The following is a 19,561-nucleotide window of genomic DNA, read 5'->3' as shown; positions in this document are numbered from 1 at the left end:
CATATAGAGTCTACATTATTCCATATAATTATTAAAACTATTCCATTATGATTAGGGTGTAAGAAACAAGGAAACAACATAATTTATACTTTTTGAAAATATTACTATTGGCGCTACAAGGGGGTCACTATGGCTATAATCATCGATAAAGAGAAGCTTTTATTCCATTTACAAGGCAGCAATACCAGTTATGTCATGCAGGTTATACGAGATGGTTATTTAGCCCATCTGTATTGGGGAAAGAAAATTCAGAACTATCGGGGAAGCAATAAAATCATCTTTATGGATAGAGGGTTTTCACCCAATCCGGATGGGGCGGATCGAGCTTTTTCACTGGATACCATCCCGCAAGAATATCCGTCATTTGGAAATAGTGATTTCAGGATTCCTGCGTATCAGCTTCAATTGGAGAATGGTTCTACAGTGACAGATTTTCGGTATAAAGAACATCGGGTTTACCAAGGCAAAGCAAAATTGAAAGGGCTTCCTTCTACGTATGCGGAGGATGATGGCGAAGTAGAAACACTGGAAATCATCCTTGAAGATCCATTAATTGATGTAAAGATTGTACTATCCTATAGCCTATATCCAAAGCGGGATGTCATTACCCGTTCTGTCCGTTTTGATAATGAAGGCCAGCAGCAGCTAAAACTGCTTAGAGCGTTAAGTGCCAGTGTGGATTTTCGAGATGATGAGTATGAACTCATTACCTTGTACGGTGCGCATAACAATGAAAAAAATATAGCAAGGAGAAAAGTTTTACCTGGAATTCAAATGGTAGACAGCTGCCGTGGCGCCAGTAGCCCTCATCAGGCACCCTTTATGGCACTTGTAAGAGAAGGGACAGATGAAGATCAGGGCGAAGTATACGCCTTTAATCTGGTGTACAGCGGGAACTTTACGGCCCAGACGCAGGTAGATTCCTATCGGAACACTAGAGTCACGATGGGGATTAATCCTTTTGATTTCACATGGCTGCTTGGACCGGAGGAGTCGTTCCAAACGCCGGAAGTGGTTATGGTATACACCGAAAATGGCTTGGGCGGCATGTCGAGAATTTATCATGAATTATACAGGAACAGATTATGTCGTGGACCATTTCGTGACAAGGAACGGCCGATCCTGATTAATAACTGGGAAGCCACCTACTTTAACTTTGATGCCGACAAGATTGAGCAGTTGGCGAAGGAAGCTCAAAATGTAGGAGTGGAGCTGTTTGTATTGGATGATGGGTGGTTTGGGAAACGAGATGATGACAATACTTCATTAGGCGATTGGGTGGTGGACCGTCGCAAACTTCCAGATGGATTGCCGGATCTTGCCAATCGCATTCGAAATCTGGGTATGGAGTTTGGTTTGTGGTTTGAACCTGAGATGGTATCCATAGACAGTGATTTATACAGAAAGCATCCCGATTGGTGTATCCATGTCCCTGATCGTCCGTATACGCTGGGAAGAAATCAGCTTATGTTGGATTTATCGAGGAAGGAAGTGTGTGAGTACATCGTTAAGTCGGTTTCCAATATTTTATCGAACGTTCCAATTACTTATGTAAAATGGGACATGAATCGTCACATGACAGATGTGGGTTCGGCCGCCTTGCCACCTGAGAGACAAAGGGAGACGGCGCATCGTTATATCCTGGGACTCTACAGTATTATGGAAGAGCTTACATCGAAGTTTCCCCATGTCTTATTCGAAAGCTGTTCTAGTGGAGGAGGCCGTTTTGATGCCGGTATGCTCTATTACATGCCTCAGACCTGGACGAGTGATAATACGGATGCCATTTGCCGACTGAAAATTCAATGGGGGACAAGTCTTGTCTACCCTCCGATTACGATGGGCGCACACGTCTCCACGGTACCTAACCATCAAGTGGGAAGAATAACTCCGTTGGAGACCAGGGGTTATGTCGCCATGGCCGGGAATTTAGGATATGAGCTGGATTTGACGACATTAACTGTTGAAGAAAAAGAAGTGGTGAAAAAGCAGATAGCTCTATATAAGGAAATGAGATCGCTCATTCAGTTTGGAAACTTTTACAGAATCATTAATCCGTTTGATGAAAATGAAGCTGCATGGAGCTTTGTGTCAGAGGATCAAACGGAAATGGCGGCCAGTTATTTCAAGGTTTTATCCCAACCGGCTGCCGCGATTAAAACGTTAAAATTCAAAGGTCTGAATCCAGACTACATTTACAGAAATATAGAAACTGGTGGGCTGTTTGGCGGTGATGAATTAATGCATGTAGGCATAACGCTGACCAGGGTGAAGCAGGACTTTTTAGGTCTGTTCTGGAGATTTGTTAAAGAAGACATCATCTGATTCAGCTAGAGGAGGTTTTACTAGATGGAAGCAAAAGAAAAGCAGTATAAGCAAATTTCTCAAGAAATTTTAAAATATATCGGTGGTGAAGAGAACATTATCGGTGTGGCCCATTGTGCCACAAGATTAAGAATTGTACTTGAAGAAAATGAAAAAGCGGAATTAAAAAAGATTGAAGAAGTTGATCTGGTTAAAGGTGTGTTCATAGCGGGGGATCAACTGCAGATCATTTTTGGAGCTGGGTTGGTCAATAATATCTATGCCGTGTTCTCCAAACTGACCGGAACAGAAGATATGTCATTAAGTGATGTCAAGTCGAAGTCCGCACAAAAGCAAAATCCTTTTCAAAAAGCCATTAAATCGCTGTCAGATGTCTTCATTGAGATCATGCCTGGAATTCTTGCCGCCGCATTGTTAATGGGGATCACCGGTCTATTAGGCCAGAAGGGGCTATTCGGCCCTAAATCGATTGTGGAGATATATCCAATTTTCCAAGGGATCAATCGCTTTGTTCAAATCGTTTCCACAGGTATTTTCACCATCCTGCCGCTGCTTGTTGTTTATTCTGCAACTAAGAGATATGGCGGCCGTCCGATTCTGGGGCTTGTGCTGGGTGCGATTATGCTTCATCCAGCCTTGGCGGATGCCTTTGAGGTAGCTAAAGGGAGCCAAAATCCGGAATCGATCAGTCTTTTCGGCCTTCCCGTACAGTTGGTAGGCTTTCAGGGCGGTATTATTATTGCTCTGATGATGGGATATGTGGTAGCCAAGTTGGATCAGTTTTTTAACAAAAAGATTCCAGACATGATTAAACTATTTTTGGCTCCTTTGCTGACGGTCTTTGTTTCTTCTCTGCTATTGTTTACGATTATCGGCCCTCTTGGGCGGGAGCTAGCCAGTCTGGTGACTGTTTCGTTGCTTTGGATGACGCAAAACCTAGGAATATTCGGCTTTATGTTTTTTGCAGGTATTCAGCAGATCATCGTTATTACAGGTTTGCACCATGTTATGGGCGCGGTAGAAGCACAGCTGTTAACTGACACAGGCAGAAATTTTATCAATCCATTGGCATCGGTAGCTTTGATGGCTCAAGGGGGCGCCGTATTGGGGTATATTCTTTTGAATCGCAAAGACACCAAGGTTAAAGAACTGGGTTACTCTGCATTCGGGTCTGTACTTTTTGGAATCTCGGAACCCGCGATCTTCGGGGTCACTTTGAAGTATAAGTTCCCTCTGGTTGCTGGATGTCTCGGAGGAATGGTTGCCGGAGCATATGTATATTTAAGCAAGCTGACAGCCATTGGATTCGGAACCACGGCTCTTCCTGGCTTTGCAATTGCAGCGTCAGATAACCACGGTCATATCAATTATCTTGTCGCTCATCTTATTGCCCTGATATGTGGAGCATTATTTACATTGGCTTATGGTGTTATCAAGAGCAAGAGGTCAAAAGCAATATCTTAAGAAATGACCTATATGGATGGATCGCTCTCAATCAGCCCTTTGCCAATTACATTGGCTGAAACCGGGGCCTTGCCGAGCTCACGCGACCATACGGACAACTGTCCGATATGATGAATTTGGTGGGCAATGACATGGCGCATCACCTCGCCCCAGGCATCGATCGCAATTCTGCCGTCCGGGAGGTGATCTTCAAACCTTTTTCGTTCCAGACCTTCATGCCAGGCGAGGACGAACGGCTCCACATCGAGTCGAAACTTCGCGTCCAGCTCGCGGACTTTAGCCAGCGTATTATACTGAGAGAAGTCCTCCTGGAAATCAGGTTTGCCTTGAATGATTTGAACCCAGCTCCATTCTACATCAACGATATGAAAGAGCGTTTTTAGAATGCCGCCAGCCCCGCCAATACGTTCTTTCAGCAGTTCCTCCTGCGGCACCTCTTCACACCAGCGATACCATTGTTCTCGAACCATCCAGTTATAACGAAAAAAAGTCTGCATCCATTACCCTCCTGGGACTGTAATAAAGAATGATTTCCACCAGTTTACCACAGAATGCCAAAAGGGCTGTTTCATTCGTAGAAAATCTACTTTTGAGACAACCCTTCATGATTTAGGATAAGAATGTTGCTACTGGCTTATTTCTTTGCAGCCGCGTAACGTTTGTTAACTTCATCCCAGTTGATTACATTGTAGAAAGCTGCAATGTAATCTGGGCGTTTGTTTTGATATTTCAGGTAGTAAGCATGCTCCCAAACGTCCAGTCCAAGTACCGGAGTCAGACCTTCGAACAGCGGGCTATCTTGGTTTGGAGTGCTAGTGATTGCCAGTTTGCCGTCTTTACCGACAACCAGCCAAGCCCAGCCGCTACCAAAACGAGTTGTAGCTGCTTTAGTGAAGTCTTCTTTAAATTTGTCATAGCCACCCAGTTCGTTGTTGATTGCTTCAGCAATTGCACCTGTTGGCTGTCCACCGCCGTTAGGACCGATAACTTCCCAGAACAAACTGTGGTTGTGGTGTCCACCACCGTTATTGCGAACCGCAGTGCGGATGCTTTCAGGAACGCTGTCCAGATTGGAGATCAGATCCTCCAGACTTTTGCTTTGCAGTTCAGGAGCGCTCTCCAGAGCTGCATTTAAGTTCGTAACATATGTGTTATGGTGACGATCATGGTGAATTTCCATTGTCAGTGCATCAAAGTGTGGTTCCAGTGCGTCTTTTGCGTAAGGAAGTTCTGGTAATTGAAATGCCATAATAAAATCCCTCCTGGTTATATGGTTGGGTAAGTGTTCCTATGTAATAATACCCTCGATAGTTATATTAAACCGCATCCAGCCTATTTTTTCAACATTTTTGTTTGTAAAATACCAAACTGAGCAATAGGGCCTGGTAGATAGCATGTCCAAAAACCCGATTGGAATACGTAATACATAGGTAAAAAGAGGTAAATTTGACCTCCAAAAATGTAAACGCTTTATATATAGCGCTTACATGAGAAAAAGGGATGTATTCCGTCAAAAAGTATGGTTTAATGGTCAAGGAAGCAGAATTTTCGGCTTTTTTGTCGTCTGCTATAAGCTGTCATGTCTATGACATGACGAACTTGAGGGCATACACCCTTTTCCTGTTCTTCATTTCATATATAGCAGATCGTATGCATTTTTATCATAATGCCTTGTGATTAACACCATGATAAGCGCTTTATGGATTTATGTAAAAATGACGGTGCTGTCTCAATTTTTTTATTATGCTTACGAAAAGGGAGATATTACTTATGCACGTTCGTTCCTTTCAATTAAGTGATGTGAATTCAGTTACGGAACTCATGCAAATTGCCTTGTCAGAGGAGTGCTACAAAGAGACGGTGGGTGCTTTTGCCCGTCAGCTTTCGTGGGATTCCGGTTTGATCGTTGTTGCCGAAGAAGAGGGAGAGATCGTTGGTGCCCTGATTGGCACGATTGATCAGAATCATGGTTGTTACTATCGTATTGCTATTCACCCGGATCATCGTCGGATGGGAATCGGGAAATCGCTTGTGGAGCTTATGGAGCAACGTTTTCAGCAACGTAAGGTTAGCCGTATTTGGGTAGCCGGGGACAAGCATAACAGTGCGGCCATGCCGTTGTACGAAGCTATGGGCTACGGAGCAAGCCAGATTTTACAGGCGTTTCAGAAGCTGAGTATTTTGGCACCTCATTAATCGGCAATCGATATACAGAAATGAAGTATAATATTTACATTTAGAGCATATCTGAGTAACCGTTGCAATCGGGTACGGGATATGCTTTTCTATTTATAACAGGGTTGAGGAGGTTAATTATGGATGCTTTGACTCCTTCGTCAGACCTGCTACCTTCACCGGAAACGTCCAAACAGGCAGGTCGCTCTGGTTACATACGCGATTGGTTAGTTACTCTGCTGATTGCAATGGTCGTCTTGTTGCTTCTGAACCTGTTTGTATTTAACTTGTCCACGGTCAGAGGACATTCGATGCAACCGACGCTAACGGAAAGCCAGCATTTGTTCGTTAATAAGCTGGTTTATAATTTTCATGATCCGGGAAGAGGGGACATTGTGATTTTAAAAGATCCTGATTCCAAACTGTCCAGCCCAAGATTTTTAGTGAAAAGAGTCATAGGTATTCCCGGAGATGTCATTCGGATTGAGCATAATCATTTGTATGTAAACGGCGAGCTGCTAAATGAGCCGTACACCAACTCGGACGTGGAGGATGGTGATTACGGTCCTTTTACAGTGGAGCCGGAACACTTTTTTGTCATGGGCGATAATCGCCATATGGCTGCAAGCAAGGATAGCCGGTATTTTGGCAGCGTTAAGTCTGAAGATTTACTGGGACGTGCAGAGTTTATATTTTGGCCGATCTCGGAGTGGAAGTGGCTATGAGCAACGATAGTCTGAAATCAATGCGGAATACGTGCGAACCGATCAGAGTTATAACGGTCAGCGGTTCCCAATCAGGAAAGGAAGAGAACGATGAAAGAAGTGATGGTTTATACCGACGGTGCTTGTTCGGGGAACCCGGGCCCAGGGGGCTGGGGGATCGTTTTGCTGTATGGAGAGCATCGTAAGGAGCTGTCGGGTGCCGAAAAGATGACGACAAACAACCGTATGGAGATCAAGTCGGTGATTGAAGCGCTGAAGCTGCTCAAGGAGCCGTGCCGTGTAAAAGTACACAGTGACTCTGCCTATGTCGTCAATTGCTTCAAACAAGGCTGGATTAAAAATTGGCTCCGTAATGGCTGGCGCAACAGTAAAAATCAGCCGGTGGAGAACAAGGAACTATGGGAAGAACTGTGGGAACTAATGGGTAAGCATGAGGTTGAATATGTGAAGGTGAAAGGCCACAGTGACAACGAACTCAATAATCGTTGTGATTTTCTGGCGACAAGTGCTGTTAAAAATTTACGGTAGCATCTGTTGCTGTTTTCTGTTGAAATTTGAGATATGAGAATGTTGCAACATTCTCATAGCCGTAATGATAAAAGTAGAAGAGAGGTGAGTATCGGATGCAACGCGAATTAACTCGGACGGCTACCGGAACGGCTTCGACTTGGGCTTCGCTCAAGCAGGAAATTATTGAGGCAGCTCCAGGGCTGGGTATCGACTCCATCGGGTTCGCATCCGCCGATCCCTTTCTGTCTCTGAAAGCTATATTGGAAGAGCATCGTGCTAAAGGCTATGAGTCCGGCTTTGAAGAGCCCGATATTGATAAGCGCATCTATCCGGAGCTGTATGGCTCGCAACCTGCATCCCTGATTGCCATTGCGGTGGCGTATCCTTCCAAAATGAAGGACCCGCCGAAGTCGGACAAGGGCAAGTACCGTGGTATTTTGGCGCGTTCAGCCTGGGGCAAAGATTATCATCTGGTATTGCGCGAAGCGATGGAAAAGCTTGAGGCTTTTATAAGTGAACGGGTACCTGATGCAATTTTAAAAAACATGGTAGATACCGGAGAACTGTCAGACCGAGCCGTAGCGGAACGCGCAGGGATTGGCTTTAGCGGCAAAAATACGATGATGATTTCACCGACACTGGGATCATGGATTTATCTGGGGGAGCTGTTGACGAACATTCCTTTCCAGCCAGATGAACCGGTTACGGATGGTTGCGGAGAGTGCACCAAATGTTTGGATGCATGTCCTACCGGCGCGCTTGTAGGTCCGGGACAGCTGAATGCCCAGCGGTGTGTGTCCTTTTTGACGCAAACCAAGGGCTTTTTGGACGAGGAGTTTATGCTGAAAATAGGGAATCGGCTGTATGGATGTGATACGTGCCAAATCGTATGTCCCAAAAATCGAGGCCTTAACTGGGATCATCATCCCGAGCTTACACCCGATCCTGAAATTGTGAAGCCGTTGCTGTTACCGTTACTGGATTTGAGCAATCGCGAATTCAAAGACCGATTTGGTCAAAGTGCGGCGGCCTGGCGGGGGAAGAAGCCGATTCAACGCAATGCAGTCATTGGTCTTGGCAATTTCAAGGATGTTAGCGCGGTGCCCAAATTGACGGAGGTTTTATTGGATGATCCGCGTCCCGAGCTGAGAGGCACGGCGGCGTGGGCTTTGAGTCGAATAGGAGGGGAAAACGCTATGACAGCGATCAAGCAAGCATCAGAGAAGGAACAACATGAGCAAGTACGCGAAATGATCGCACAGGCGCATTCCAAGCTAGAGGAACAAGAGCAGGCAGAGCAACAAACTTCTGCTGAATTAAAGACGGAGGATTCACAGGGTCCAACTACGATTTATTATGATGAAATGGAGACGCCTGTGGGCACGCTGACGCTGTGTGCTACGGATCGTGGGCTATGTCGAATTGACTATGGCTCTTTTTATGCGAAGGAAGCATTGCTTCAGCAATGGGCCCGGACATGGGTCGGGGAATATGTCTATGTACAGGAGCCGGAAAAGCTGCGCGAAGCTGCAGAACAACTGCGTGAATATTTTGCGGGAGAACGACGGGAATTCAGTATAGCCTATGATTTGAGAGGCACTCCTTTTCAAGAGCAGGTATGGCGCGCACTGCAAAATATTCCGTACGGACAAAGTGTGTCCTATCAAGATATTGCAGAATCGATCGGACGAGCCAAGGCGGTACGTGCTGTCGGCGGAGCCAATAACAAAAATCCATTGCCAATCCTGTTTCCATGTCACAGGGTATCAGGTGCAAATGGAAGTTTGGTCGGCTATGCCGGAGGCTTGCCAGTCAAGATGAAGCTGCTGGAATTGGAGAAGGAATAAGGACATATGTTTGCAAAAAGTAATTTGCTAGCTGTCCCATGTTTTGCTATGATAGGTTCGTGTAATTCAAGATGTTTCATATAAATATACAGAGGTGACGACTTCGTGGTGTGGAATATTGTCATTCCGATTATTACCCTGATTGTTGGCTTGGTCGGGGGATTTTTCATCGGTGCTTATTATCTTCGCAAACAGCTTGAAAAGATGCAAAACGACCCTGAAACGCTGCAAAAAATGGCCAAACAGATGGGCTACAACCTGAATGGGAAACAGATGCAAAAAGCCCAGCAGATGATGAAGAACCAACAGTTCTCCAAAAATCAGCCTGGTGCGCGTAAAAATCAGGGCCGTCGGAAATAATGAGCAACGTGAGCACGGATGCCGCATGAGGTTGCTGCATAGAGGAGGATTACTGTGGCTGGCGTAAAAGATTATATTAACCGCAAAGCTGCGGATAACCGGGATAAAATCGAGTACCATGTGGAGCAGATTTTAAAACTGATCGGTGAGGACCCCAAGCGTGAAGGTTTGTTGGAAACACCGGCACGCGTTGCGCGCATGTATGAGGAAATATTTGCGGGTTATGAGGTTGATCCACGGGATGCGCTGGGTGTGACATTTGACGAGAATCACGAGGAGCTTGTAATCGTCAAGGATATTGTCTATTACAGTCAGTGTGAACACCATATGGCTCCTTTCTTCGGAAAAGTGCATATCGGCTATGTACCCAGCGGTAAAATTGTAGGACTAAGCAAGCTTGCCCGTTTGGTGGAGGCGGTGACTCGCCGATTACAAGTACAGGAGCGTATTACATCGCAGATCGCTGATATTCTAAATGAAGCGGTCTCCGCTCACGGAGTTATGGTGGTCGTGGAAGGCGAGCACTTATGCATGTGTGCCAGAGGCGTCAAAAAGCCTGGCAGCAAAACGGTAACGTCTGCAGTGCGCGGCACGTTCCGTGATAATGCAGCACAACGCGCAGAGTTCTTGTCCCTGATTAAGGAATGATTGAACATGGCGTGATAGGATGAAAAAAAGGGTGGTCTACGCATAGGCGTAGCCGCCTTTTTTTGTTAACATCAGAAATAGAGAAAATAGATCGCTGCTGTGAAGAATGAAATGGAACAATGGCAGCATAGCTGCCCTGAAAGTTACGATTAGCCTATGGATAACAGTTATTTTTAAGATAGGGGATAACGTATGGATCATATACATAGCTCAACAGAAATAACAACAGCATTGCCTGCGTTGCAATGGTTGGAAGCGCCACTGACGACTACGCAGGAAGACGTATTGTTTCCGCTGGCTTGGGAGGAGCTAGCTTGTCGGCAAGTTGGGAAAGGAGCTGCGCCTATTTTGCATTTATGGCGGCATCCGGGGGCGCTTGTGATTGGTCACCGGGACCGCAGGCTTCCCAACGCCCCACAGGCGATGGAGCGGGTGCGCAGCTCAGGAACGTCGGTATGCGTGCGTCCTTCAGGCGGAGCAGCCGTCATGCTGGACAGGGGGGTACTGAACCTGTCCTTGATCCTGCCGAATCCGCAGCGGGCCATCAGCCTGCATGAGGATTTTCGGCTCATGGCAGGGCTGATTGCCGATGCGCTGGCCCCGTGGTCTGTCGAGGCGCAGACCGGAGAAATCATCGGGTCCTTCTGTCCCGGGGACTACGATGTGAGCGTTGGGGGACGCAAGTTTTGCGGCATTGCGCAGCGGCGTCAAGCCAAGGCGTATATCATCACAGCCTTTGTGATGATTGAGGGCCGCGGAGCAGAGCGTGCACAGGCGGTGCAGCAGTTTTATCGAGAGGCGGCCGGGGGTACGCCTGAAGGCGTGCAGGAGCCGGATTATCCCCGAGTGAATCCGGCAACGATGGGCAGCCTGGCAGAGCTGGCTGGTGTGCCGTCTGTCGAGGCGTATACAGCATCGCTACGCCGTGTAGTTGAGAGCCGGGCTGCCATTTTGCCTGCCGATGGCTCGCTGGTGCAACCGGAAGGATTGGCAGAACAGATGGCAGCGCTCAGAGAGCGGTACGATTTGCAGGTGTAGTTTGTTTTAGCTTAGAATGGTTGCCATCTTAGCTTGGAGGCTTGAGCATAGCGCGCCTCCACCTCAGGCCAGTTGACGACATGCCACCAATCTTCGATGTATTTATTACGTTCGGCCTGATGCTTTAAGTAATATGCGTGTTCCCACACATCGATCGCCAGCAGCGGAATAGACTCCCATTGAGTCAGGTTCTGGTGCTTTTCGGCCTGCAAAATTTCAAGCCGCCCGGCGCGCGGGCTCCATACCAGGATAGCCCAGCCGCCGCCCTCGACCTTTTCGGCTGCCGAACTAAATTGCTTTTTGAAGGCATCGTAGCTGCCAAAATCCTTTTTAATCTGTTCAGCCAGCGGTCCGCTTGGGTTTCCACCGCCTTGAGGGCTCATGATCGTCCAAAAAAGAGTATGCAGATAATGACCTGCCCCGTTAAATGCCAGTTCACGTTCCCAATGCTTTACGAGGTCAAAATCACCTGTTTTTCGGGCTTCTTCCAGTTTCTTTTCCGCTTTATTCAGATCATTCACATAGCTCAAATGATGCTTGTTATGGTGAATACGCATCGTTTTTTCATCAATGTACGGTTCAAGCGCATTATAAGGGTAAGGAAGCGGAGGGAGCCGATGTCCCCCAATAGGGACCGGGCGACCGACTAAGGATTTTTCCGCTGCTGAAGGTTGCGTCTGACCGGACTGGACGCCTTTAGTAGCCCCAGAACCTTCTCCTCTCATGCTGGCATGCCTCTCTCGAAACGCTTGCTCCGGGTAATCCTCACCCTCTGCCGCTACATGATACAACCCAGCGGCTCGTGCGATGGAGCCGGGCTCTTGAAAGGGAGTTGTCGAAATCAGGAAATATTGACTTTCATGTGCTGCGTGTATTACAACTCCGGCGGATTTTGGCTGTTGACGCAATGCATGACTGTGCTCGGTCAGCAAACCTAGCTGCCGTACATATTCCTGTGATTGACGGTTCGCAGTTTGCAGCAAATCGTCCAGTCGACGATTTAATTCTTGAGAGGCAGGCTGTGAATTCAAGCCTGATTCGGACAACGGTTTCTCTCCAGTTGCTGATGCGTCTGATCCCCTTGAATGGGCTGATGATTCATCCAGCTGGTGTGTATGAGCTTGGGGAGCAGACGACGCTTTTTTCTCCTGATGTTGCCATGCTTGTTCTACCGGGTCAAGCGCGCTCCGTTGCTCTTCAAGTAGCTCTATGGCGGCCCGTTCCGTTTGTTCAAATACGGTTCGCCAATCATCCAGTAGCCGCACATAAGCAGGTTCTAGCCCTTCAGTAGCGGATTTAATCACTTCCACATGCCAACTTTCCTGCTGCTTCCAATGACGGATTTCCTCCAGCACACGTAAGGGCAGGAAAGACCCATAAGTACTCAGCATCGTTTTTACCTCCCGTATCCCACTATGGCTATCCAGCAGATCTAGCAGATCTGTCCTGGATGCATATGTACCCAGTATATTCGCCGTCCCATCGGGAATATGTCTATGAACTTCCTTCATCAGGTTATACCTTTTGCACAGAACAATAATTAATCGTGGAAAATAAAAAAAGAAGCCTGTCTACGGCACGGGTTAAGTGTCCATAGGCAAGCTTCTTCAAGGCGATGAATGCTTATTCGAAAATAATTCTTTACTGCGTAGTCGTTTGTTTATGGGCAGCAGCCGTGGTTTTCTTGTCCTCCAGCTCCTGTACACTGCTTAAAAATGTCGATACCCGTCGTAAATATTCACGAGGATGCTCTCTGAAAATAAGCTCATGTATCCCGTTTTTGACAATCCATACACTGGAAAGCGGGTTGGTCTGATTGGCAGCGAGCTTTTCCGCAATGGGGTAAGGGGCCTTTTCATCCTGTGTACCGTGTACAAACATGATTGGAAACGGATAGTCCTCCTTTTTTACCTCCTGATATGGAATCTGATGCAAACTGGTGCCGTTCAAGACTGGAAACAGCAACTCCAGTATTTCCAAAGATGGATGTCTCGGCAAATTAATTTGATTGTGAATGTTATGGTACAGCGTATCCGGTTCCAGTAGGAAGGTGCTGTCCAAAATCATCGCGTCCACATCTTTGGTTTGCAAACCCGCCTGAAGAGCGGTTCCTGCTCCCATAGAGAAGCCCCATACAATAATTTCCGACGAGCCGCGTTGTTTTGCAAGCTGGATGGCCCCAAGAAGCTGTTGGGATTCTGCCTTGCCTCCGGTTGCGACGGCCTTGCTGTTTTGTGACGCAAATCCGTAATCGAACATGACCACATTAAAGTTCAAGCTATGGGCATAATGCGCCAGATCATACATGGGAATCCAGCTTTCTTCACGGTTGGCTCCATAGCCATGACTGAAAATAATGGTTTTCCGCGATTGATCTGCCGGGATATACCAGCCTTGTACCATGCGGCTACCATCCTTGGCTGGGAAGCTGACTTCCTCATAAGGCATACCTTTGGCTTGCATCGGATTAGAGTATAATGGCGCGACGGTGGGATTCGTAAGCACCCAGGCGATGTAAGCATGCAAGGCAATAAAACAAAACAACAGAAAAAATACGACCGACAGCAGCAGAGCAATCACAACGTGCTTGAACCGCAGCATACGGGGATTAAAGAGTGGGGTGGACGGCTCCTGAACAGCGGTCTGTAGCTGAGCGTTACGCTGGGATGTCGAAATCATGTAAGAGCCTCCTTATATAGAATTGATCTTCGAATCATAAAATTTAGGTATAATTCCACTTGAAAATAGTAGGGTATGTCCGTATAGATACCTATTATCGTATGATGGGTATTATCCAAAGTCAACGTCTGAACCGGAAAAGTAAAAATGATGCAAAGAATTGTCGATGTTTGTTCTTGTTCTGTAATATGGTTGTCACAAAAACATCGGTTTACAGTAGCCGCGACTATTCTATATAATTTATGTAACCATGTTTCATAGTGTGAAACGAATATGGATACAAGAGGAGCGGTTCACGATGGAAGACCGTAAATTAACCGTCCGCGCTGTAGAGCGTGCACTTGATATACTGCTGTGTTTTACCGCAGAATCTGATCTTGGTCTAACGGAGATTGCCTCCCAAATTGGTCTACATAAAAGCACCGTTCATCGTCTTTTGACTACGCTAGAGGATCGGGGATTTGTCGTTCGGAATGCCGAAACGGAAAAATATCGGCTTGGTTTTCGCATATGGGAGCTGTCGACGCATCTGTCCCAAAGCGATGAGCCGGCGGTGTTGTTACAGCCTGCAATGGAAGGACTGCGTGATCGCTTAGGGGAGACGGTCAGCTTGTACCTGCGAGATGGAAGCATGCGTATTCGCATACAAGCCGTGCAGAGCAATCAGGCGATCCGCAGGGTTGCTCCCGTGGGAGCGCGTATGCCGCTGGCTGTGGGAGCCTCCAGCAAGGTGCTGGCGGCCTTTATGCCGCCACAGGAGCTGGAGGTACTGCTAAGCAGTGAAGAATGGCCTCCCTCGGTAGATACTGAGGTATATAAAGCCCAGCTGCAGGACATTCGTGAGAAGGGGTATGCGACTAGCTATGAAGAACGTGAGCCAGGAGCTGCGGCTGTGGCCGCGCCTATTGTGAACCGAAAGGGACAGGTCGCGGCGGCTTTATCTGTATCCGGCCCGGTCAGTCGACTTGCGCCTGAGACGCTGCATGATTTTGCTCCGGTTTTGATCGAAGCAGCTAAGGAAATGGGGCTTATGCTCCCGTAACAGTAATCAATACAAAAGGAAATCATACAAGGGTTGCCAAAGCTATAGATTTAAAGTAGTCTGATAGAGATGGCGGGTTGTCTGTTATAGCCGCCAATTCATGTGAATAGAAAGTATCACAGTTACTGGGGGAGCCTGTAATGCGGGCTGAGATGGAATCGGGCAAGATTCCGGACCCTTTGCACCTGATCTGGATCATACCAGCGTAGGGAAGTAATCGGCCATTGAAATGTATACGCAGCTGCTGTCTGCGGTGACGCATAGGGTTTTATTCCATGTGCGTGCTATCTGGATAGCTGCCTCGTTTGATTAGCCGGTTCCCTAGGGAACCGGCTTTTTTGCATAGATCAGCGCCACCCTCGGAATGGTTCCGGATCGGTGTGTCATTTCAACGATACGGGAGGAATGGATCATGAAACCGACAGAAACCGAAGGAACAAAAGAAACAGGAATGAAATCAACAGCAGTAGAGAAGGCAAGTGCGGAGCAATCCAGTAGGGTTAATTCTTTCCCGGGGAGCCGCAAGGTGTATATTCAAGGTTCTCGGCCGGACATTGCCGTGCCAGAGCGTGAAATCGCGCTGCATCCCACACATACGCCGCAGGGGATAGAGTATCATGAGCCACTGCGTGTGTACGATACCAGCGGTCCGATGACAGATGAAGCCTATCAGGTGGATATTCGTCAGGGCTTGCCACCATTACGGCGAGCTTGGGCACTGGAACGGGGGGATGTGGAGGCTTACGCGGGCCGCGCCGTCAAGCCGGAGGATAATGGACTGAAACCCGGCTCCAAACGGGAAACAGTGGAATTTCCCGGCGTGACTAACCGTCCGCTTCGGGCTTCACAAGGGCGCACTGTGACGCAAATGCATTATGCGCGGCAAGGGATCATTACGCCTGAAATGGAATTTGCGGCGATCCGTGAAGGAGTGGAGCCCGAGTTTGTGCGGCAGGAGTTGGCGGCTGGACGAGCCATTTTACCTTCAAATATCAATCACCCGGAAAGCGAGCCCATGGTCATAGGGCGCCATTTTCACGTGAAGATCAATGCAAACATTGGAAATTCCGCGGTTACGTCCTCCATCGAGGAGGAAGTGGAGAAGATGACCTGGGCTGTACGCTGGGGCTCAGACACCGTCATGGACCTGTCCACAGGTCGTAATATCCATACGACACGCGAATGGATTATTAGGAATTCACCCGTACCGATTGGGACGGTGCCGCTATATCAGGCACTGGAAAAGGTGAACGGCGAAGCAGAGAAGCTGACGTGGGAGTTATATCGAGACACACTGATTGAGCAGGCGGAGCAAGGAGTGGACTATTTTACAATTCATGCGGGAGTATTGCTACGATATATACCGATGACAGCGAATAGAATGACGGGAATTGTATCCCGGGGCGGATCGATTATGGCAGCCTGGTGCCTTGCGCACCATCAGGAGAACTTTTTGTATACGCATTTTGAAGAAATCTGTGAAATTATGAAAACCTACGATGTGGCCTTTTCTCTCGGGGATGGTCTGCGTCCGGGTAGTATCTATGATGCGAATGATGAAGCACAATTTGCAGAGCTGAAGACGTTGGGCGAGCTAACGCAAATCGCATGGAAGCATGATGTCCAGGTCATGATTGAAGGGCCGGGACATGTCCCTATGCACAAAATCAAGGAGAATGTGGATTTACAAATGGAAATTTGTAAGGAGGCTCCCTTTTATACTTTAGGGCCGCTGACGACGGATATCGCACCAGGATATGATCATATTACCTCAGCTATCGGGGCGGCTATGATCGGTTGGTTCGGGACGTCCATGCTGTGCTATGTTACGCCGAAGGAGCACTTGGGCCTGCCGAACAAGGATGATGTCCGCGAGGGAGTTATTACCTACAAAATTGCCGCACATGCTGCTGATTTGGCGAAGGGTCATCCACGGGCGCAGCAGCGGGACGATGCTTTGTCCAAGGCACGTTTTGAATTCCGCTGGCGCGATCAGTTCAATCTTTCGCTTGACCCTGAGCGGGCCTTGTCCTACCATGATGAAACACTACCGGCAGAGGGGGCCAAGGAAGCACACTTTTGCTCGATGTGCGGTCCTAAGTTTTGCAGTATGCGTATCACACAGGACATTCGTGCCTATGCGGCAGATAAGGGACTGAATACCGAGGAAGCCGTCGTCGCCGGGATGCGTGAGAAGGCAGAGCAGTATCGGGATGGCGAGCGATAAATCGGAAGCGATACGAAAGTCAATCAACTGGGAAGCCTCAACAAATAGTACAGTTAAGCTCGTCAGAGGTTTATTTCCATGAACGTATGAGTTTAGGTTTAGAAACGCGTGACATAGCAAAAAGCCGTGGTTCTCTACAGTCGATGTAGAAAACTACGGCTTTTCAGCTTATGTAAAGCGAGATATGCACCGGCTTAACGGCGCTTTATTTTTTACCCATTTTTTCATTCAAAATGTCCTGAAAGCTGAGCTTCTTCTCCGAGCTATCTTCTTTCTTCTGCATACTCACCGCGTTGGCACGTTGGTATTGGTGGTGAAAGGGCATCAGGGTGTGGACAGTTAAGTTCATTGTATTCATGTGGGTCATTCCTCCAATTCCATATTGTCAAATTCAGATTGAGTTGCTTAGGACAACTGTATAGGACTATTTATATGTACTTGATGTCGTAATGCCGTGTAGGTTGCTTGGTAAGGTTTCAATCATTATACCCGCATTTATCCAAAGTAAAACGCTTTTGCCATAAAACAGGAAGATGGTCGTATGTGTCCAAAATGTGTATTAGGAGGATGGTCATTTTAGGGGAAAATGTGCCTAGGGCCTAAACAAGGGCTAGAGGCCCGTTTTCTTAGTTTAGTAGTCGGGATTGTGTTTTTTTGTCGAATAACCTTGTATTAGCAGAATTTTGCGGAATTCTAAGGTTGGACTAAGGCAGTCTGGTGGCGAATTAAAGTGTCAAAGTTGTATTGACTTTATGTTGGGGAGTGGATACCATGAACTGGTTGTCAGCGTATTTTGGCAAGAAGAGTCAGCCAATCCATCTGGCAATTCATCCGTTGAAATGTTAGAGAGAGGATTAGAGCATATATGAAAAAAAGTATTGCAGATATCGTATTTATTATTCTGGGTGCGTTTTTTTTCGCGCTGGCTGTTAATCTGTATGTGATCCCGAATGAGTTTGGCGAGGGGGGCGTTACAGGGGTCACGATCATCTTGTACTACCTGTTTCAGTGGTCTCCCTCGATCGTCAATCTGGTGATTAATGGCTTGCTGCTGATTGTTGGATATAAATTTTTGGACAAGAGAACGACCTTGTACACTATAATTGCGGTCGCATTTAACTCATTGTTTTTGCATTTAACGGTCAACTGGCGGATTGATTCGCATGAGCCGACGATTAATGCTGTATTTGCCGGAGTTTTGGTAGGGGTTGGAATTGGCTTAATTGTACGGGTCGGTGGTACAACGGCAGGAACCGTCATTTTAGCCCGGATCGCTAACAAATATCTGGATTGGAATATCAGCTATGCCTTGTTGTTTTTTGATCTGATTGTTGCATTCTCTTCCTATTTTATTATTGGTCCGGAAAAATTGATGCTGACTATCGTTATTTTGTACGTTGGTACGAAGGTGATGGACTTCATGATTGAAGGACTGAACCCGAAAAAAGCGGTCATGATCATTTCGGAGCACCAAGATAAAATTGCCGAGATGGTCATTACGCAAATGGACCGTGGAGTTACCGTCCTGTCAGGTCACGGATATTACACCAAAAATCCAAAAGAAGTCCTATATATCGTCATTAGTAAACAAGAGGTGTCCGCGCTTAAAAAGATTGTGAAAGCTATCGATACAGCAGCGTTTATTACCATTCATGACGTACGGGACGTATTCGGAGAGGGCTTCTTGGATATCTCGAAGTAATTGGCAAGCGAAGGTAAGAGAACATGGTTGGAAGCCGGTCCTGAGTGGGTCGGCTTTTTTTGCTGTTGTGATGTTTATTTCATTTTTAGTATTGGAAAATATGCATAATAAAGTGGAGTCACTCAATTTCTGTTATATGGAGGGAGCAAGCGGGATGGAGAGTAAAAGCAACTATGATGTAAAAGAAGAATTCAAGAAGCCGTGGATGCATGTGTCTATTTTCTTTATTGTGCTGCATGTTATAAATTTTTCTTTGTTTTCCTCCTTGTTTCATTCCGCTAAGGATCGTATAGCATTGTTGTATTTTCCATTAGTTACTATGGTTTTAACACTGGCTATCGTAGTACTGAATCCTAGGTATTCAAAGCATAGAAACACCTTTTCTGAACGTATGCTCGCTTCTTATCGTAAGATTTGTGCAAGTGTGTTTATTGTACTTGATTTGATTTTCCTTGCACTCATGTTCAAATATTCGGGTGGATTTCTATTCAGCACATTAAAATTAGCTTTATTTTTATCGGCTATTTTGCATTTAGCAATAGGAATATCTTTTGCTACAATAACACCCAATCGTCTAATCGGATTAAAGTTTCCTTGGCTGCTTTCGGATGAAAAGGCATGGAAGAAGACACATCGCATCTCTGCTTATATTTGGATAGCCTTTGGCTTAATAGGGATTTCCATAGGATTAGGACAAGGAGTTAATGTGTATATGGTACTCGCCTCTTTTTTGCCCACGATGATGATTAGTTTTATTATTTCTCTCTTACTAAGCCAGGGAAGTAAAAATATAGACTGCTGATCTGTGTATCATATAAA

Annotated in this window: 18 protein-coding genes and 1 riboswitch; of the genes, 13 read left to right on the top strand and 5 right to left on the bottom strand. The window is 46.7% G+C overall.

The features are described from left to right. Positions 1-129: 129 nt before the first annotated feature. Together C0638_RS04025 and C0638_RS04020 are read left to right on the top strand one after the other, a co-directional pair. On the top strand, positions 130-2,325 hold the full coding sequence (locus tag C0638_RS04025) for an alpha-galactosidase (RefSeq protein WP_102163352.1): 2,196 nt from the start codon (positions 130-132) through the stop codon (positions 2,323-2,325). A 24-nt stretch (positions 2,326-2,349) separates the two neighbouring features. Beyond that, the gene (locus C0638_RS04020) at positions 2,350-3,789 is read left to right on the top strand and encodes a PTS transporter subunit EIIC (RefSeq protein WP_058710693.1); all 1,440 of its coding nucleotides are present in this window, start codon (positions 2,350-2,352) and stop codon (positions 3,787-3,789) included. Positions 3,790-3,797: 8 nt separating this feature from the next. Here the strand turns inward: C0638_RS04020 and C0638_RS04015 are convergent, their stop codons facing one another. After that, the gene (locus tag C0638_RS04015) at positions 3,798-4,286 is read right to left on the bottom strand and encodes a DinB family protein (RefSeq protein ID WP_058710694.1); all 489 of its coding nucleotides are present in this window, start codon (positions 4,284-4,286) and stop codon (positions 3,798-3,800) included. Positions 4,287-4,423: 137 nt separating this feature from the next. Continuing rightward, positions 4,424-5,038: a superoxide dismutase gene (locus C0638_RS04010; protein WP_013369407.1), complete on the bottom strand. Its 615-nt coding sequence runs from the start codon at positions 5,036-5,038 to the stop codon at positions 4,424-4,426. Positions 5,039-5,559: 521 nt separating this feature from the next. Here C0638_RS04010 and C0638_RS04005 point away from each other — a divergent pair. The 7 genes from C0638_RS04005 (at position 5,560) to C0638_RS03975 (ending at position 11,092) form a co-directional block, all read left to right on the top strand. Continuing rightward, complete coding sequence (locus C0638_RS04005) at positions 5,560-5,985, top strand: GNAT family N-acetyltransferase (RefSeq protein ID WP_014599477.1); 426 nt, start codon at positions 5,560-5,562, stop codon at positions 5,983-5,985. Positions 5,986-6,104: 119 nt separating this feature from the next. After that, the gene (gene lepB, locus C0638_RS04000) at positions 6,105-6,689 is read left to right on the top strand and encodes a signal peptidase I (protein ID WP_058710695.1); all 585 of its coding nucleotides are present in this window, start codon (positions 6,105-6,107) and stop codon (positions 6,687-6,689) included. Between the two features lie 90 nt (positions 6,690-6,779). Next, the gene (gene rnhA, locus C0638_RS03995) at positions 6,780-7,217 is read left to right on the top strand and encodes a ribonuclease HI (RefSeq protein ID WP_019686138.1); all 438 of its coding nucleotides are present in this window, start codon (positions 6,780-6,782) and stop codon (positions 7,215-7,217) included. 95 nt (positions 7,218-7,312) lie between these two features. Then, complete coding sequence (gene queG / locus C0638_RS03990; protein ID WP_058710696.1) at positions 7,313-9,046, top strand: tRNA epoxyqueuosine(34) reductase QueG; 1,734 nt, start codon at positions 7,313-7,315, stop codon at positions 9,044-9,046. A 105-nt stretch (positions 9,047-9,151) separates the two neighbouring features. Then, on the top strand, positions 9,152-9,406 hold the full coding sequence (locus C0638_RS03985; protein WP_013369414.1) for a YneF family protein: 255 nt from the start codon (positions 9,152-9,154) through the stop codon (positions 9,404-9,406). A 54-nt stretch (positions 9,407-9,460) separates the two neighbouring features. Next, positions 9,461-10,054, top strand: coding sequence for a GTP cyclohydrolase I FolE (gene folE, locus C0638_RS03980; protein ID WP_013369415.1), 594 nt, complete (start codon positions 9,461-9,463; stop codon positions 10,052-10,054). Between the two features lie 192 nt (positions 10,055-10,246). Then, on the top strand, positions 10,247-11,092 hold the full coding sequence (locus C0638_RS03975; RefSeq protein WP_058710697.1) for a lipoate--protein ligase family protein: 846 nt from the start codon (positions 10,247-10,249) through the stop codon (positions 11,090-11,092). An 11-nt stretch (positions 11,093-11,103) separates the two neighbouring features. Here C0638_RS03975 and C0638_RS03970 read toward each other — a convergent pair whose 3' ends face one another. Together C0638_RS03970 and C0638_RS03965 are read right to left on the bottom strand one after the other, a co-directional pair. Next, a complete protein-coding gene (locus tag C0638_RS03970; protein WP_025677460.1) occupies positions 11,104-12,483 on the bottom strand; it encodes a Fe-Mn family superoxide dismutase in 1,380 nt (459 codons plus the stop codon). A 250-nt stretch (positions 12,484-12,733) separates the two neighbouring features. Then, positions 12,734-13,771: an alpha/beta hydrolase gene (locus C0638_RS03965; RefSeq protein ID WP_025677462.1), complete on the bottom strand. Its 1,038-nt coding sequence runs from the start codon at positions 13,769-13,771 to the stop codon at positions 12,734-12,736. A 298-nt stretch (positions 13,772-14,069) separates the two neighbouring features. On the opposite strand from C0638_RS03965, the gene C0638_RS03960 reads away from it, so the two are divergent. Continuing rightward, complete coding sequence (locus C0638_RS03960; protein WP_025677464.1) at positions 14,070-14,813, top strand: IclR family transcriptional regulator; 744 nt, start codon at positions 14,070-14,072, stop codon at positions 14,811-14,813. A 117-nt stretch (positions 14,814-14,930) separates the two neighbouring features. Continuing rightward, a riboswitch (TPP riboswitch) is annotated at positions 14,931-15,042 on the top strand. A gap of 183 nt (positions 15,043-15,225) precedes the next feature. Beyond that, complete coding sequence (gene thiC, locus C0638_RS03955) at positions 15,226-17,040, top strand: phosphomethylpyrimidine synthase ThiC (RefSeq protein ID WP_058710698.1); 1,815 nt, start codon at positions 15,226-15,228, stop codon at positions 17,038-17,040. A gap of 205 nt (positions 17,041-17,245) precedes the next feature. Here thiC and C0638_RS25285 read toward each other — a convergent pair whose 3' ends face one another. Next, positions 17,246-17,398: a hypothetical protein gene (locus tag C0638_RS25285; protein ID WP_010348453.1), complete on the bottom strand. Its 153-nt coding sequence runs from the start codon at positions 17,396-17,398 to the stop codon at positions 17,246-17,248. Between the two features lie 507 nt (positions 17,399-17,905). Here C0638_RS25285 and C0638_RS03950 point away from each other — a divergent pair. Both C0638_RS03950 and C0638_RS03945 read left to right on the top strand, forming a co-directional pair. Further along, positions 17,906-18,742, top strand: coding sequence for a YitT family protein (locus C0638_RS03950; protein ID WP_013369422.1), 837 nt, complete (start codon positions 17,906-17,908; stop codon positions 18,740-18,742). A 154-nt stretch (positions 18,743-18,896) separates the two neighbouring features. After that, positions 18,897-19,544, top strand: coding sequence for an SdpI family protein (locus C0638_RS03945; RefSeq protein ID WP_058710699.1), 648 nt, complete (start codon positions 18,897-18,899; stop codon positions 19,542-19,544). The last annotated feature ends 17 nt before the right edge of the window (positions 19,545-19,561 follow it).

It is taken from the genome of Paenibacillus sp. lzh-N1 (genome assembly GCF_002872435.1).
In the GTDB taxonomy this organism is placed as follows: Bacteria; Bacillota; Bacilli; order Paenibacillales; family Paenibacillaceae; genus Paenibacillus; species Paenibacillus polymyxa_C.
The sequence above is the reverse complement of the archived record's forward strand: the minus strand, read 5'-3'. Positions and strand labels throughout refer to the sequence as shown.

Bases quoted from the DNA above. Each gene is read 5' to 3' on its own strand.
- rnhA (WP_019686138.1), top strand. From the start codon at position 6,780: ATGAAAGAAGTGATGGTTTATACCGACGGTGCTTGTTCGGGGAACCCG.
- lepB (WP_058710695.1), top strand. From the start codon at position 6,105: ATGGATGCTTTGACTCCTTCGTCAGACCTGCTACCTTCACCGGAAACG.
- C0638_RS03975 (WP_058710697.1), top strand. From the start codon at position 10,247: ATGGATCATATACATAGCTCAACAGAAATAACAACAGCATTGCCTGCG.
- C0638_RS04010 (WP_013369407.1), bottom strand. From the start codon at position 5,038: ATGGCATTTCAATTACCAGAACTTCCTTACGCAAAAGACGCACTGGAA.
- C0638_RS03945 (WP_058710699.1), top strand. From the start codon at position 18,897: ATGGAGAGTAAAAGCAACTATGATGTAAAAGAAGAATTCAAGAAGCCG.
- C0638_RS04015 (WP_058710694.1), bottom strand. From the start codon at position 4,286: ATGCAGACTTTTTTTCGTTATAACTGGATGGTTCGAGAACAATGGTAT.
- C0638_RS03965 (WP_025677462.1), bottom strand. From the start codon at position 13,771: ATGATTTCGACATCCCAGCGTAACGCTCAGCTACAGACCGCTGTTCAG.
- thiC (WP_058710698.1), top strand. From the start codon at position 15,226: ATGAAACCGACAGAAACCGAAGGAACAAAAGAAACAGGAATGAAATCA.
- C0638_RS04005 (WP_014599477.1), top strand. From the start codon at position 5,560: ATGCACGTTCGTTCCTTTCAATTAAGTGATGTGAATTCAGTTACGGAA.
- C0638_RS03960 (WP_025677464.1), top strand. From the start codon at position 14,070: ATGGAAGACCGTAAATTAACCGTCCGCGCTGTAGAGCGTGCACTTGAT.
- C0638_RS03950 (WP_013369422.1), top strand. From the start codon at position 17,906: ATGAAAAAAAGTATTGCAGATATCGTATTTATTATTCTGGGTGCGTTT.
- queG (WP_058710696.1), top strand. From the start codon at position 7,313: ATGCAACGCGAATTAACTCGGACGGCTACCGGAACGGCTTCGACTTGG.
- C0638_RS03970 (WP_025677460.1), bottom strand. From the start codon at position 12,483: ATGCTGAGTACTTATGGGTCTTTCCTGCCCTTACGTGTGCTGGAGGAA.
- C0638_RS25285 (WP_010348453.1), bottom strand. From the start codon at position 17,398: ATGAATACAATGAACTTAACTGTCCACACCCTGATGCCCTTTCACCAC.
- C0638_RS04025 (WP_102163352.1), top strand. From the start codon at position 130: ATGGCTATAATCATCGATAAAGAGAAGCTTTTATTCCATTTACAAGGC.
- C0638_RS04020 (WP_058710693.1), top strand. From the start codon at position 2,350: ATGGAAGCAAAAGAAAAGCAGTATAAGCAAATTTCTCAAGAAATTTTA.